Raw genomic sequence first — 14,236 nt, 5'->3', positions numbered from 1 at the left:
GCGAACATGCCGCGATTGCTATCGTTTGATGTCGATCGCCGTTGATGCGTTGTTGCATCGAATGTTGCCACCCAGGAGCTTGCCGTGCTGTTAAACGAACTCGAACAGGCCGCTGCAGCGGCCGGGCGCGTCGCCGTCTCACGACTACCTGAAAAAGACCCTGACCGCGCGCGTCTACGACGTGGCGCGCGAGACCGAACTCGAACGCGCGCCGAACCTGTCGGCGCGGCTGCGCAACCCGGTCTATCTGAAGCGCGAGGACAACCAGCCGGTGTTCTCGTTCAAGCTGCGCGGCGCATACAACAAGATGGCGCATATTCCGGCCGAGGCGCTCAGTCGCGGCGTGATCACCGCGTCGGCGGGCAATCATGCGCAGGGCGTGGCGTTATCGGCGGCACGCATGGGCGTGAAGGCGATCATCGTCGTGCCGGTGACGACGCCGCAGCTCAAGGTCGACGCGATCCGCACGCATGGCGGGCCGACCGTCGAGATCGTGCAGTTCGGTGAGTCGTATAGCGACGCCTATGGTCACGCGGTCAAGCTGCAGGAAGAGCGCGGCCTGACTTTCGTGCATCCGTTTGATGACCCCTACGTGATCGCCGGCCAGGGCACCGTCGCGATGGAAATCCTCAGCCAGCACCAGGGGCCGATTCACGCGATCTTCGTGCCGATCGGCGGCGGCGGTCTCGCGGCCGGTGTCGCCGCATACGTGAAATCGGTACGCCCCGAGATCAAGGTGATCGGCGTGCAGACCGACGATTCATGCGCGATGGCCGCATCGTTGAAGGCGGGCGAGCGCGTGACGCTGAACGAAGTGGGCCTGTTCTCCGACGGCACCGCGGTGAAGCTCGTCGGCGAAGAAACCTTCCGTCTGTGCCGCGAATATCTCGACGAAGTGCTGCTCGTGAACACCGATGCGCTGTGCGCCGCGATCAAGGACGTGTTCCAGGACACGCGCAGCGTGCTCGAACCCGCGGGCTCGCTCGCGGTGGCCGGCGCCAAGCAGTATGCCGAACGGGAAGGCATCGAGAACCAGACGCTGATCGCGATCACGTCGGGCGCGAACATGAACTTCGACCGCATGCGCTTCGTCGCCGAACGCGCGGAAGTGGGCGAAGCGCGCGAAGCGGTCTTCGCGGTGACGATTCCCGAAGAGCGCGGCAGCTTCAAGCGCTTCTGCGAGCTGCTCGGCACGCGCAGCGTCACCGAGTTCAACTACCGGATCGCCGACGCGAACTCGGCGCATATTTTCGTCGGCGTGCAGATCCGCAATCGCAGCGAATCGGCGCAGATCGCCGGCACCTTCGAAGCGCACGGTTTTGCCACCGTCGACCTGACCTTCGACGAACTGTCGAAGCAGCACATCCGCTACATGGTCGGCGGCCGCTCGCCGCTCGCGCGCGACGAACGACTGTTTCGCTTCGAGTTTCCGGAACGTCCGGGCGCGCTGATGAAATTCCTGTCGTCGATGGCGCCGAACTGGAACATCAGCCTGTTCCACTACCGCAACCAGGGGGCGGACTACAGCTCGATTCTGGTCGGCATTCAGGTGCCCGGGAGCGACCACGCGGCGTTCGAGCGCTTCATCGAAACGCTCGGCTATCCGTGCTGGGAAGAGAGTAAAAATCCCGTCTATCGACTGTTTCTTGGCGAGTTGAAGCTCGTTTAGCGGATCGGGGTTTACCTGAGGGCACGCCATGCCGCAGCACGAGCCGCGTGTCGTCCAAATCGCCGGAAAACCCCGCCAGTCTTGCGTTTTCGGCCGAAACAGCCGCGCGGCGCTGGCTCCCGCCTTACACCTTCTATCGCGCAACGCGATACGGCCTATCCGCCATATCGCATTGCGGGATAGGCGTAGCGATCGTCACACTGAGCGCAAATTTCATCACCGCATTCAGGAGACATACATGCGCACCCAAGTCGGCATCATCGGTGCAGGGCCCGCTGGCCTGCTTCTTTCCCATCTGCTTCATTTGCGCGGTATCGACTCGGTCGTGCTCGAAACGCGCACGCGCGATCAGATCGAATCGACGATTCGCGCCGGCGTGCTCGAGCAGGGCACGATGGACCTGCTGACGCAAACCGGTCTCGGCGAACGCATGAAAGCCGAAGGCGCGCTGCATCACGGTTTCGAACTCGCGTTCGAAGGCAAGCGTCGCCGCATCGATCTGACCAGCCTCACCGGTCATGCGATCACGGTTTATGCCCAGCACGAAGTTATCAAGGATCTAGTCGCGGCGCGCGTCGCCGCGGTCGCCGAACTGCGTTTCGGCGTATCGGAGACGTCGGTGCACGGCATCGATACCGATAAGCCGTCGATCCGCTATCGCCACGAAGGCGCGGAGCACGAACTGCAATGCGACTTCGTGATCGGCTGCGACGGCTCGCAAGGCGTGTCGCGCCAGGCGATCCCGCAGACGCTGCGCAAGGATTTCGAGCGCGTCTATCCGTTTGGCTGGTTCGGCATTCTGTGCGAAGGCCCGCCGTCGTCGGACGAGCTGATCTACGCGCGCCACGAGCGCGGCTTCGCGCTGATCAGCACGCGCTCGCCGAACGTGCAGCGCATGTATTTCCAGTGCGATCCTAAGGACTCGGTCGACAACTGGTCCGACGATCGCATCTGGGCCGAGCTGCATGCGCGCGCTGATTCGGACGAAGGCCACAAGATCATCGACGGCAAGATCTTTCAGAAGAACATCGTCGGCATGCGCAGCTTCGTGTCGACGACGATGCAATACGGCCGCCTTTTCCTCGCTGGCGACGCTGCGCATATCGTGCCGCCGACTGGCGCGAAGGGCATGAACCTCGCGGTCGCCGACGTGAACGTGCTCAGCAAGGCGCTCGACGCGTTCTACAAGGAAAACCGCGCCGATCTGCTCGACCGTTACAGCGAAACCGCGCTCAAGCGCATCTGGCGCGCCGAGCACTTCTCGTACTGGATGACCAGCATGCTGCATCGTATCGAAGGCGCTTCGGCGTTCGAGCAGCAACTGCAGGTTGCCGAGCTCGAGTACGTGACGACGTCTCGCACGGCCGCGACAGTACTGGCGGAGAACTACGTCGGCGTCGCCGGCGCGCAGATGCAGGCGCAGCTGTAAGCGCTACTGCAAGCACCGCGCGATCATCGGGATCGCTAATTGATCGACAGATCCCGATGCGCGGCCGCCTGAAACTCCTTGGGCGTGACGCCGGTCCGCTTGCGGAAATAGCGGCTGAAATAGGCCGCATCTTCGAAACCGAGCGCATGCGCGATCTGTTTGATGCTCGAACCCGAGTAGACCAGATCGCGCTGCGCCTCGCGTATCAACTGATCGTTGACGAGCGACAGCGGCGAATGGCCAAGCTCCTCACGACAGATGCGCCCCAGTTGCGCTGCGGTCACCCCCAATTTTTCCGCATAAAAATCGATTGGCAGATGCTCGCGCACATGCGTGGCGATCAGTTCGCGTAGCCGTTTGATCTGCGCGGCGCGCCGGTCATTGACGGTCGCGCCCGCGCTCGAGGCGGCATCGGTCAGCCGGGCGACCTGCACAAAAAGTGCAACCATCAGCGACATGCCCGCGGCGATATGGCCGCGCGCGCTGTCGCGAAATTCCTGCTCCAGCAAACCGAACAAGGGCATCAACGTGCGCTCGCCGACCGAGGGCCGCACGGGAATCAGCGCGGGCCGTTGCAGCACCGGCACGAGGCCCGGCGACACCGCTTTCGAAATCGACTCCAGCGCGCGCTGCGCGGCCGTAATCACGAGCCCGTCGATCTCCGGCGAAAACACGAAACCGTGCACCGTTTGCGCTGGAATCAGGATCAGGCATGGCGCTTCGATCGTGAGCTTTTCGCTTTCGATCAGCACGTGGCCCGAACCGCTGCGGATATAGAGAATCTGCAGCAATGCATCGTGCCGGTGCGCGGCGATATGCCAGTCGTTCGGACGACTGCGCTCGACGATCCATTCGAAATTGAACGCGTCGTACCACGGCGGCCGCGCGGACTCTCCGTACAGATCGTAGTTAGGGATATTCCTCATGCGGTTTTGTCTCCAATGTTCGAATTGTCCTGCGATGTGCTGCCTTTGTCCAATTTCGTCCGGAACCGCGTGGCTATACTTTTTTCCATCGAAGACGCGGTCGAATGACGCAGTCTGGTGAAGCCGGCCAACCTAAGCTCGCCGCGATCGTGAACATGGAGATCGGGAGGACTAAGCAAATGAATCAACGGGAAGATCGGCGCGACACACCCGCCAACGCGCGACACTGGCTCGGGCTCGAAGGCAGCGTCTGCGTCGTGAGCGGCGCGGCGGGCGGCATCGGCAGCGCGATTGCTCAGGTGTTGGGCGACGCTGGCGCACGCGCGGCGCTGCTCGATCGCGATGAGCAAAAGTGCCGTGACGTCGCGCAAGCGCTGAACGCGAGCGGTGTCGAAGCGCTGGCGCTCGCCTGCGATATCGGCGACATCGATAGCGTGCGCGGCGCGGTGTCGGAGGTCGAAGCGCGCCTCGGCGTCGCCGATGTGCTCGTGAACAACGCGGGCCTGTTGCGCCCGGGGGGCATCGAAGAGATTGGACTCGATGCATGGAATGCGATGCTGCGCGTGAATCTGACCGGCTACATGCTGTGCTCGCAGCAATTCGGTCAACGCATGCTGAAGCGCGGCGCTGGCGCTATCGTGCATGTCGCGTCGGTGGCCGCGCATCATCCGCAGACCTATAGCGGCGCTTACAGCGCGGGCAAGGCCGGTGTCACGATGCTGTCGAAGCAGATCGCGGCGGAGTGGGGACCACGCGGCATTCGCAGCAATACCGTGTGCCCGGGCATGATCCGCACGCTGCTGTCGGCGGCGTTCTACGAGCACGGCGATATCGAACGCCGGCGCAGCGCGATGACGGCGAGCCGCCGGATCGGCGAGCCGAACGATATCGCCGATGTCGTCGCGTTTCTCGCGAGCGAACGCGCGGCCTATGTGAACGGTGCCGAAGTCGTCGTCGATGGTGGCTTCGAAAGCATGCTGATGGACCTCGTGCCGCGTCCCGGCTTCGAAGCCAACCAGGCCGCGCAGGCCACCCAGGCCGACCGCCAGGTCCGCGCGTAAGGAGACCATCATGACCAACGCAACACGCGGCGCGACACTCACGTGCGACGTGCTCGTGATCGGTTCGGGTGCGGGAGGGCTGTCGACCGCGATCACCGCGCGCAAACACGGTCTCGATGTCGTCGTGATCGAGAAGGAGCCGTTCTTCGGCGGCACGACCGCGTTTTCAGGCGGTGTGCTGTGGATTCCGGGCAACCGTCACGCAAAGAGCAACGGCGTCAGCGATACGCGCGAAGCGGCGCTGACCTATATGCGCAGCGAAACCGGCGCGTGCTTCGATGCCGCCGCCGTCGACGCGTTTCTCGACACGGGCCCTGAGATGCTCGACTTCTTCGAGCGCGAAACCACCGTCAAATTCGTGCCGACGCTGTATCCCGACTATCACCCGAACGTGGGCGGCGGTGTCGACATTGGCCGCTCGGTCGTCGCCGCGCCGTTCGATGCGCGCGCGCTGGGCCATGACATCTCGCGATTGCGCCCGCCGCTGAAGACGATCACGTTCATCGGCATGATGTTCAACTCGTCGAACGCGGACCTGAAGCACTTCTTCAATGCGACGCGTTCGCTCACCTCCGCGCTTTACGTCGCGAAGCGCCTCGCGAGCCATCTGAAGGACCTTGCGCTGTACCGGCGCGGCGTGCAGATCACGAGCGGTAACGCGCTCGCCGCGCGGCTCGCGAAGTCCGCGCTCGATCTCGGCATTCCGATCCATACGAACACGGCCGCTCGCGAGCTGACCGTGGCGAACGGCAGCGTGACCGGCGCGCTCGTCGCCGGACCGCAAGGCGAGATGCGCATCGTCGCGCGACGCGGCGTCGTGCTCGCGTGCGGCGGCTTCTCGCGTGACGTCGCACGGATCGCCCGCGCGTATCCGCATCTGCGGCGCGGCGGCGAACACCTGTCACCGGTGCCGCGCGGCAATACGGGCGACGGCATCGGCATGGCCGAACGTCTCGGTGCGCAGGTGACGATCCGTTATCCGCAGCCCGCCGCATGGATGCCGGTGTCGCGCGTGCCGATGAGCGACGGCAGCGTCGGTGTGTTTCCGCATCTGGTGGATCGCTACAAGCCTGGCGTGATCGGCGTGACGCGCGCGGGCAAGCGCTTCACCAACGAAGCGAATTCGTATCACGACGTGGGTGCCGCGATGATCGAGGCCTGCGCAAACGAACGCGAAACCGCGATGTGGCTGATCTGCGATCACGCGACGATCCGCAAATACGGGCTCGGTTATGCGAAGCCGGCGCCCGTGCCGCTCGGCCCGCTGCTGCGCAACGGCTATCTGAGCAAGGGCCGCACGCTCGCGGAACTCGCGCGCAACGCGGGTCTCGCCGGCACGGCGCTCGAGGCGACCGTGAAGCGCTACAACGCCGACGCGGCGCGTGGCGAAGATCGCGAATTCGGCCGCGGCACGACGTCGTTCAATCGCTATCTGGGGGACCCGGAGCACCAGCCGAACCCGTGCGTCGCGCCGATCGGCGACGGTCCGTACTACGCGCTGAAGGTCGTGATGGGCGATCTCGGCACCTTCGACGGCATCTCGACGAACGTGACCGGCGAAGTGCTCGACGTGAAAGGCGCACCGATCGCCGGCCTGTACGCGGTCGGCAACGATCGCGCGAGCGTGATGGGCGGCAACTATCCGGGCGCGGGTATCACGCTCGGGCCGATCATGACGTTCGGCTATATCACTGGCCGTCATCTCGCGGGCGCGAGTGTGAAAAGCGCGAAGAGCGCAAGCAACGCGGACCCCCGCGCAGCCGAAACCGTATTGAGGACCGGCACATGAGCCAGGGCAAACCTTTCGTCGATCATCGCATCTACACGATCCGTCCGCGCGGCATGGCGGAGTTCATCGACGTTTTCGACCGGCTCGCGATGCCGATTCAGCTCAAGTATCTGGGCGCGCCAGTCGGCTTTTACATGAGCGATATCGGCGCGCTGAACCAGGTCGTGCATCTGTGGGGCTACGAGAGCATCGGCGACTACGACCAGCGCCGCACCGCGCGCGACGCCGATCCGGAGTGGCCCGCTTATCTGCAGGCGTCCGCGCATCTGATCGTCGCGCAGGAGAGCCGCATCATCAGGCGAGTCGACTTCAGGACGCTGACGATGCTGCGCTAGCCGCCCGTTCGAGGAGGAGACAGGCATGAACGAACGGACAGCGCGACGCTCGCAAGCACGGTCGCGACCACCGTCGCGGCGACCGCGTGTTGAACAGCAATTCGAACAATAAGAAAACACCGCTTCATCTCAAGGAGACATCGCAATGAACCAGCTGAAAGGAGCACGCACATGAGCCGCTCCGAACGCAGTGTAGACGTGCAGGCCTTTGTCGACGGACAGCGCTTTTCGCCGTTTCAATGGACGATTCTGGTGCTGTGCTTTCTGGTCGTCGCCGCCGACGGTTTCGACACCGCCGCGGTCGGCTTCATCGCGCCGTCGCTCGTGCAGCAGTGGGGCATCGCGCGCAGCGCGCTCGGCCCGGTGATGAGCGCGGCGCTGGTGGGACTCGGCATCGGCGCGCTCGCGGCCGGCCCCTGCGCGGACCGCATCGGACGCAAGACGGTGCTAGTGCTGTCGGTGTTCTTCTTCGGGCTGTGGAGTCTCGCGGCGGCCCGCGCGAGCTCGATCGAATCGCTGACCTTGCTGCGCTTTTTCACCGGTCTCGGTCTCGGCGCGGCGATGCCCAACGCGGTCACGCTGATGTCCGAGTACGCACCCGCGCGGATTCGCGCGGTCGCCGTCAATGCGATGTTCTGCGGCTTTTCAGGCGGTCTCGCGATCGGCGGTCTCGCATCCGCATGGTTGATTCCGCATTTCGGCTGGCCGAGCGTGCTGGTCGCCGGCGGCGCCGGTCCGCTCGTTCTGAGCGTGATGCTGATACTGTTTCTGCCGGAATCGGCGCAATTTCTCGCGGTGCGTAAGCGCGCCGATCAACGGATCGCGCGAATCCTGCAACGCATCGCGCCCCACGACCGCTTCGACGGATGCCGTTTTTTTGCGGTCGACGTGCGCCGCAATACCGGCGACGCGCGTTCGCAATGGGCGCTCGCGATCATCCTGTCGACGCGCTACCGCTTCGGCACGCTGATGCTGTGGCTCGCCTATTTCATGGGGCTACTGATTTACTATCTGCTGACCAACTGGCTGCCGACGCTGTTCAAGGACACCGGCTTCTCCGGTGAAAAGGCCGCGTTGATGACGTCGCTGTTTCCGCTCGGGGGCATCCTCGGCAATCTGTGCGTCGGCTGGGTGATGGATCGCTTCGCCGGGCATCGCGTGATCGCGTTCACCTATGTCCTCGTCGGCGCGCTCGTGTTGCTGGTCGGGCGGGGCGTCGGCCATCAGGTCTGGCTCGGGACGCTGATCTTCCTGACCGGCACGGTCGCGACCAGCGCGGTCACGTCGATGTCGGCGCTCGCGGCAAGCTTCTATCCGACCCGGGCGCGCGCGACGGGCGTGGCGTGGATGCTGGGAATCGGCCGTGTCGGCGGCGTGACGGGCGCGCTCGTCGGTGCGGCGTTGATGGAGCTCGGCTGGCAGTTCGGCGCCGTGTTCAGCCTCCTCGCGGTGCCGGCCGTGATCGCGGCGGGCGGGGTGGTATTGATGATGCGGCGCGAGCCGCTCGATCACGCATCGGTCGATGAAAACGTCGGCGCCATAGCGATCGAATGAGCGCGGCGTCGGGCGTGCCGCTACGTCTCGAAAGACGCGCGACGACTCAGGACGCGCGCAGCAACGCCATTTCGTTGTGCAGCAGCGCGAGCAATTCGTCGTCGGTTGGCCGCGTGCCCCAGTGGCGCGCGCCGGCCACCGACGCGATCGCCATCCATGAATGCGGTGGAAACCATTCGCGCACCAGCGTGCCGTCCTGGCGCAGGCACAGCTGGCCGGTCAGCTCGCTGTATTCGGCGCAAATCTGCGCGCCGTCGACCTGCGCGGTTACTCGTCTCGGATCATTGCGTAGCACGTCGTCGCTCCTGTCAAAGGGGTGGCGCGAATGCAAGCGCGACACGGTGGCGCGATGGACGCCACCTGCCGTCTATCAATGGTCATGCTCGCGATCGTCATGACCATGACCGTGCCAGCCGTTGTCGTGCCAGTCGCCGTGCGGGCCGCGTGCATCGCGCCATTCGTCGTGGCGATGTTCCCACTCGCGCCGCTCCCACTGGCGACGCTCCCAATAGCGATGACCATCGTAGTAGCGTTCGCCGTACCAGCCCGGAGCGACTATGACCGCGGGAGGCGGCGCAGGCGCATAGACGGGCGCGGGCTGCACATAGACGGGCGCGGGCTGCACGTAGACGGGCGGCGGAGCCTCGACCACGGCGGGCGCGACCGCGATGCCCGGCACGCCGATATTCACGCCGACATCGACGTGCGCGAAAGCGGCCGTCGATGCGCCGATCGCGAGACCCGCGACGACGGTCAACGATACCCAGCGGTTGCGTGAAAGACTCATGATTGTTCTCTGTTGTGTGGATGTCTGTGATGAAGTGGCGAGCCGGACGCGCACCTACTGCGCGTGATGGCCCGATCAATAACGTTCGTAGTAGTGGTCATGATGCGGATGATCGCCAGGGACGACGATGCAGCCGCTCAACGCGCCACCGAGCGTGGCGGCAAGAATGACCAATGCGAGGATTTTTTTCATGATGTTGCTCCCTGAAATCTGTGATGCGAGTGCCTGTCGTGCGAAGCATTTCATCTGATCCGCTTTCGTTTGAACCGAACTCTACTGAGCGGCGCGATTACCGGTGTGTTTGTGTGTAACAGGACGTGTCGATCCGAGCTCGCGCCGAAACGTCGATGCGAGTGCGATGAACGAGGAGGGAAGGCGCCGTGGGTTACGGGTCGAAGTGCCGGGCGACTGTCAAGCGCGCGGTCAAACCCTTGAAGGGTCTATGAAAAAAACCGCATTCAAAGGCAGACGAAGTATGGATTCGAAGCGAAGGTTCGGCGCCTCGGTTGCTGAAAAAAGAAGCGCATCAAATTTTGGCTTATGTATGCGGCGCAGATACATTCGGTTGCAGACTGGGTAAGAAGTTCGGTAGTGCGCTCGGGCGAGCGTGATGGAACGACGCTACACCTGTAGCGTCATCAGCTTGCCTTAAGCTTCGGTGGGATCGGTAAATACGCATCGCGCGCGCGCAACCTACTGCGCGGCCGCGGGCTCCGGGGCGGTCGCTTCGCGATAGCCGAGCCGCGTCGAAATCGCGAGACCGGTCTCTTTGAGCAACGCGACGTAATGCTGCTTCGTGTCGGCACCGCAGCGCATCGTCGGAAACGAAATCGACAGACCGGCGATCACACGGCCGAAGCGGTCGAACACGGGCACCGCGATGCATTGCAGGCCTTCTTCCTGCTCCTCGTTGTCCTCGCCGTAGCCCTGCTCGCGTACGCGCGGCAGGATGCTCAACACCGCTTCGGCGCAGGTCAAGGTCTTTTGCGTCGACTTGCGAAATTCGATGTGCGAGAGCACGTCACGCGCGTCGGCCGGGTCCATCCATGCGAGCAGCACCTTGCCGATCGCCGTGCTATGCAGCGGATTGCGCCGGCCGATCCGCGACTGCATGCGCAGCCCGTAGTCGGCGTCGATCTTGTGGATGTAGATGATCGCGTCGTCGTCGAACGCGCCCAGGTGTACCGCTTCGCGCGTCATCTGGCCGATGCGGCGCATCTCGATGTCGGCCTCGCGCACCAGATCGACGCTTTCGAGCGCTTTCGCGCCGAGCTCGAACAGACGGATCGTCAGCCGATAGCGCTCGGTTTCGACTTCCTGGGTCACATAGCCGAGCGCCTTCAGTGTTTGGATCACACGATGCACGGTCGTCTTCGACATGCCGAGCCGCTGCGACAGCTCGCTGATGCCGATCTGTCCGGTGTCGCCGATCGCGCCGAGAATCGCGAACACGCGCCCGATCGACGACGCCGATTCGCCGCGCTCACCGCTGTCCGCATCGAGCGACGCTGCGCCGGCGGGTTCCTTGCGGGCTTTGCCGCGGGTCTTATCGAGCGCCTTGTCGAGCGTCTTGTCGCGCGCAGTGTTCCTCGCAGTATTCCTGTGTGTTCCCGTTGCCGCCATGTCCGTCATTCCCTGTCTGTGCCAACTCGCCGCTGCGGCATCGAGTCGATGCTCAGCGGCGCGAGAGCATAGCGCGTCGCGCGCACTCGTGGCGAGCTTGTGCCGTCCCTAGCGCGCGAGCCAGCCGCCATCCACCGCCAGTGTATGCCCATGCACGTAGTCCGACGCCGACGAGGCGAGAAAAACCACCGGCCCCGCGAGATCGTCGGGCACGCCCCAGCGGCCGGCCGGAATGCGGCCGAGTATCTGCTCGTTGCGCTGCGCGTCGTCGCGCAACGCCGCGGTGTTCGCGGTCGCCATATAGCCGGGCGCGATCGCGTTCACGTTGATGCGTCGCGCGGCCCATTCGTTCGCGAGCAGTCGCGTCAGACCGAGCACGCCACTTTTCGACGCGGTGTACGACGCGACGCGGATGCCGCCCTGGAACGACAACATCGACGCGACGTTGATGATCTTGCCGCCGCTTTGCTGGCGCACGAACTGACGCGCCGCGGCCTGCGACAGGAAGAACAGGCTCTTGAGATTCACGTCCATGACCGCGTCCCAGTCGTCTTCGCCAAACTCGAGCGCGTCTTCGCGACGGATGATGCCTGCGTTATTGACGAGCACGTCGATGCGGCCGAACGCTTCGAGCGCGGCGCGCACGATGTCGTCGACCGAAAAGGTCGACGCGAGATCGGCGCGCACGTCGGCGAAGCGGCGCCCGAGCGCCTCGACGCGCGCGGCAGTCGTGCCCGCGTCCGCGCGACTGACGCCGACGATGTCGCAGCCGGCCGCGGCGAGCGCGACGGCCATGCCGGCGCCGAGGCCGGTGTTGCTGCCGGTCACGATGGCGACCTTGCCGGTCAGATCGAAAGTGTTCACTGTGTTCGGACTCATGTTCGCTCAGCGCAGCTCGCGGACCGCGAGATGGTCCATGTCACCGAACACCTGGTTCTCGCCGACCATGCCCCAGATGAATGTGTATGCGCGCGTGCCGACGCCCGAATGGATCGACCAGCTCGGCGAGATCACCGCCTGCTCGTTGCGCACGACGATGTGCCGGGTTTCGTGCGGCTCGCCCATCATGTGGAAGACGGCGGCGTCGTCGGCGACGTTGAAGTAGAAATACACTTCCATGCGGCGCTCGTGCGTGTGGCAGGGCATCGTGTTCCACAGGCTGCCCGGTTCGAGCTTCGTCATGCCCGTCGACAGCTGGCAGGTCGGCAGCACGTCGGGCACGATGAACTTGTAGATGGTGCGGCGGTTGCTCGTGGCCGGATCGCCGAGGATTTCGGGCGAGGCCTGGTCGAGCGAGATCGTGCGGGTCGGATAGCTGGTGTGCGCGGGCGCGCAGTTCAGATAGAACTTCGCCGGCTGGGTGGCGTCGGCGCTGCCGAACGCGACCGCTTGCGCGCCCTTGCCGATATAGATCGCCTCTTCGCGGCGCACCGTGTGGCGCGTGCCGTCGACGTCGACCCAGCCGTCGCCGCCGATGTTGATCGCGCCGAGTTCACGCCGCTCGAGCAGATAGTCGACGCCGATCGCCTTGCCGAGCGAGCCCGGCACTTCGACCGCGCGCTCGACCGGCCACACGCCACCGACGATGATCCGGTCGATATGGCTGTACGTGAGCTTCAACGCATCGCGCTCGAAGATCTGCTCCACCAGAAACTCGCGACGCAGCCCGGTGGTGTCGAGCGTCTTCGCGTATTCGCTGTTGATGGCCTGTCTCACGTCCATTGATCGTTCTCCTGTCGGTATGCGGGGCGCGGCGCCGCCTTGTGCCCGAGACTGTAACGCAGAATCTTGATTTCGGAACACCGGTCCGAAAATATTGTGACGGGTGATCGCGGCTGACAACGCATAGCGCGAACGACCGGGGAAACGATAGTCAGGTTTAAGAAAATAAAACGGAACGGCGTTCCTTTCATGATGCTATATTGCGCCGGACAGGGAGAGCCCGGCGTAGAACGGGACACCAACGCGGGTCATTGGCCCGTCAACGGGACGCCACCGTCCATGGAGGAGGCATGAAGATCAAGAAGGCCATCGACCGCATTCCTGGCGGTCTGATGCTGGTGCCGCTGCTGCTCGGCGCCTGTGTGCATACGTTCGCGCCGGGTGCGGGCAAATACTTCGGCTCGTTCACCAACGGCCTGATTACCGGCACCGTGCCGATCCTCGCGGTATGGTTCTTCTGCATGGGCGCGACGATCGACCTGCGCGCGACCGGCACCGTGCTGCGCAAGTCGGGCACGCTGCTCGCCACCAAGATGCTGGTCGCGTGGATCGTCACGCTGATCGCGGCGCGCTTCATTCCGATCGATGGCATCAAGACCGGGCTGTTCGCGGGACTGTCGATGCTCGCGATCACCACGTCGATGGACATGACCAACGGCGGGCTGTACGCGGCCGTGATGCAACAGTACGGCACGAAGGAAGAGGCGGGCGCGTTCGTGCTGATGTCGGTCGAATCGGGGCCGCTGATCAGCATGATCATTCTGGGTGCGACGGGGGTCGCGTTCTTCGAGCCGCGCCTGTTCGTCGGCGCGGTGCTGCCGTTCCTGATCGGGTTTGCGCTCGGCAACTTCGATAGCGAGCTGCGCGAGCTGTTCGGCCGCTGCGTGCATCCGCTGATTCCGTTTTTCGGCTTTGCGCTCGGCAACGGCATCGATCTGAACGTGATCGTCACGAGCGGCCTGCCGGGCATCGTGCTGGGGCTTGGCGTGATCGTCGTGACTGGCGTGCCGCTGCTTCTCGCCGATCGCTGGATTGCCGGCGGCAATGGCGCGGCGGGGCTGGCGGCGTCGTCGACGGCAGGGGCCGCGGTCGCGAATCCGGCGATCATCGCCGACATGATTCCGAGCTTCAAACCGCTGGTGCCGGCCGCGACCGCGATGGTCGCCACCGCTTGCCTCGTGACCGCGATTCTGGTGCCGATCCTCACGGCGCTGTGGGTGCGCCGGCATCATGCGCGCGACGCGCTGCGCGAGGAGTTCGCCACCGCGACGCAGGCGGCGCCGCTCAATGAGCAGCGCGATGCGCCCGTTTGAATGAGTCGGTAGCAGGAAGCCGGCGCGC

At 64.4% G+C, this 14,236-nt stretch carries 13 protein-coding genes; 7 read left to right on the top strand and 6 right to left on the bottom strand.

Translation table 11 applies throughout. The annotated features are described in order from the left end of the window. Nucleotides 1-112: 112 nt before the first annotated feature. Nucleotides 113-1,669: a threonine ammonia-lyase, biosynthetic gene (ilvA, locus tag OKW41_RS32180; protein WP_429576519.1), complete on the top strand. Its 1,557-nt coding sequence runs from the start codon at nt 113-115 to the stop codon at nt 1,667-1,669. Nucleotides 1,670-1,907: 238 nt separating this feature from the next. Then, entirely contained in the window at nt 1,908-3,098 is a 1,191-nt protein-coding gene (locus OKW41_RS32175; protein WP_429575145.1) for a 4-hydroxybenzoate 3-monooxygenase, read from the top strand. A 35-nt stretch (nt 3,099-3,133) separates the two neighbouring features. On the opposite strand, the gene OKW41_RS32170 is transcribed toward OKW41_RS32175, so the two are convergent. Then, a complete protein-coding gene (locus tag OKW41_RS32170) occupies nt 3,134-4,024 on the bottom strand; it encodes a helix-turn-helix domain-containing protein (RefSeq protein ID WP_429575144.1) in 891 nt (296 codons plus the stop codon). Between the two features lie 179 nt (nt 4,025-4,203). Between OKW41_RS32170 and OKW41_RS32165 the strand changes: the two genes are divergently transcribed. From OKW41_RS32165 to OKW41_RS32150, 4 genes are all read left to right on the top strand, one after another. Next, nucleotides 4,204-5,085, top strand: a complete 882-nt coding sequence (locus tag OKW41_RS32165; protein ID WP_429575143.1) for an SDR family NAD(P)-dependent oxidoreductase — start codon at nt 4,204-4,206, stop codon at nt 5,083-5,085. 10 nt (nt 5,086-5,095) lie between these two features. Then, nucleotides 5,096-6,874: an FAD-dependent oxidoreductase gene (locus OKW41_RS32160; protein WP_429575142.1), complete on the top strand. Its 1,779-nt coding sequence runs from the start codon at nt 5,096-5,098 to the stop codon at nt 6,872-6,874. Beyond that, nucleotides 6,871-7,209 (top strand): NIPSNAP family protein, encoded by a 339-nt coding sequence (locus OKW41_RS32155; protein ID WP_018417780.1) that lies wholly within the window; start codon nt 6,871-6,873, stop codon nt 7,207-7,209. Before OKW41_RS32160 ends, OKW41_RS32155 begins: the two co-directional genes overlap by 4 nt. Nucleotides 7,210-7,380: 171 nt before the next feature. Then, nucleotides 7,381-8,763: an MFS transporter gene (locus OKW41_RS32150; RefSeq protein WP_429450120.1), complete on the top strand. Its 1,383-nt coding sequence runs from the start codon at nt 7,381-7,383 to the stop codon at nt 8,761-8,763. Between the two features lie 46 nt (nt 8,764-8,809). Here the strand turns inward: OKW41_RS32150 and OKW41_RS32145 are convergent, their stop codons facing one another. The 5 genes from OKW41_RS32145 to kduI form a co-directional block, all read right to left on the bottom strand. Then, nucleotides 8,810-9,058 carry a hypothetical protein gene (locus tag OKW41_RS32145; protein ID WP_429575141.1) on the bottom strand — a complete coding sequence of 83 codons (249 nt, stop codon included), beginning with the start codon at nt 9,056-9,058 and terminating at the stop codon, nt 8,810-8,812. Between the two features lie 75 nt (nt 9,059-9,133). Then, on the bottom strand, nt 9,134-9,550 hold the full coding sequence (locus OKW41_RS32140; RefSeq protein ID WP_429450118.1) for a PXPV repeat protein: 417 nt from the start codon (nt 9,548-9,550) through the stop codon (nt 9,134-9,136). Between the two features lie 693 nt (nt 9,551-10,243). Further along, nucleotides 10,244-11,182, bottom strand: a complete 939-nt coding sequence (gene kdgR, locus OKW41_RS32135; RefSeq protein ID WP_429575140.1) for a DNA-binding transcriptional regulator KdgR — start codon at nt 11,180-11,182, stop codon at nt 10,244-10,246. 99 nt (nt 11,183-11,281) lie between these two features. Continuing rightward, nucleotides 11,282-12,052: a 2-dehydro-3-deoxy-D-gluconate 5-dehydrogenase KduD gene (gene kduD / locus OKW41_RS32130; protein WP_429575139.1), complete on the bottom strand. Its 771-nt coding sequence runs from the start codon at nt 12,050-12,052 to the stop codon at nt 11,282-11,284. Nucleotides 12,053-12,058: 6 nt separating this feature from the next. After that, nucleotides 12,059-12,895 carry a 5-dehydro-4-deoxy-D-glucuronate isomerase gene (kduI, locus tag OKW41_RS32125; RefSeq protein WP_429575138.1) on the bottom strand — a complete coding sequence of 279 codons (837 nt, stop codon included), beginning with the start codon at nt 12,893-12,895 and terminating at the stop codon, nt 12,059-12,061. Nucleotides 12,896-13,185: 290 nt separating this feature from the next. Here kduI and kdgT point away from each other — a divergent pair, with 290 nt between their 5' ends. Beyond that, nucleotides 13,186-14,208, top strand: a complete 1,023-nt coding sequence (kdgT, locus tag OKW41_RS32120) for a 2-keto-3-deoxygluconate transporter (protein WP_429575137.1) — start codon at nt 13,186-13,188, stop codon at nt 14,206-14,208. Nucleotides 14,209-14,236: the final 28 nt, after the last annotated feature.

This window comes from Paraburkholderia sp. UCT70 (genome assembly GCF_050434085.1).
GTDB lineage: Bacteria > Pseudomonadota > Gammaproteobacteria > Burkholderiales > Burkholderiaceae > Paraburkholderia > Paraburkholderia tuberum.
This window is presented reverse-complemented; position numbering and strand designations above follow the sequence as displayed.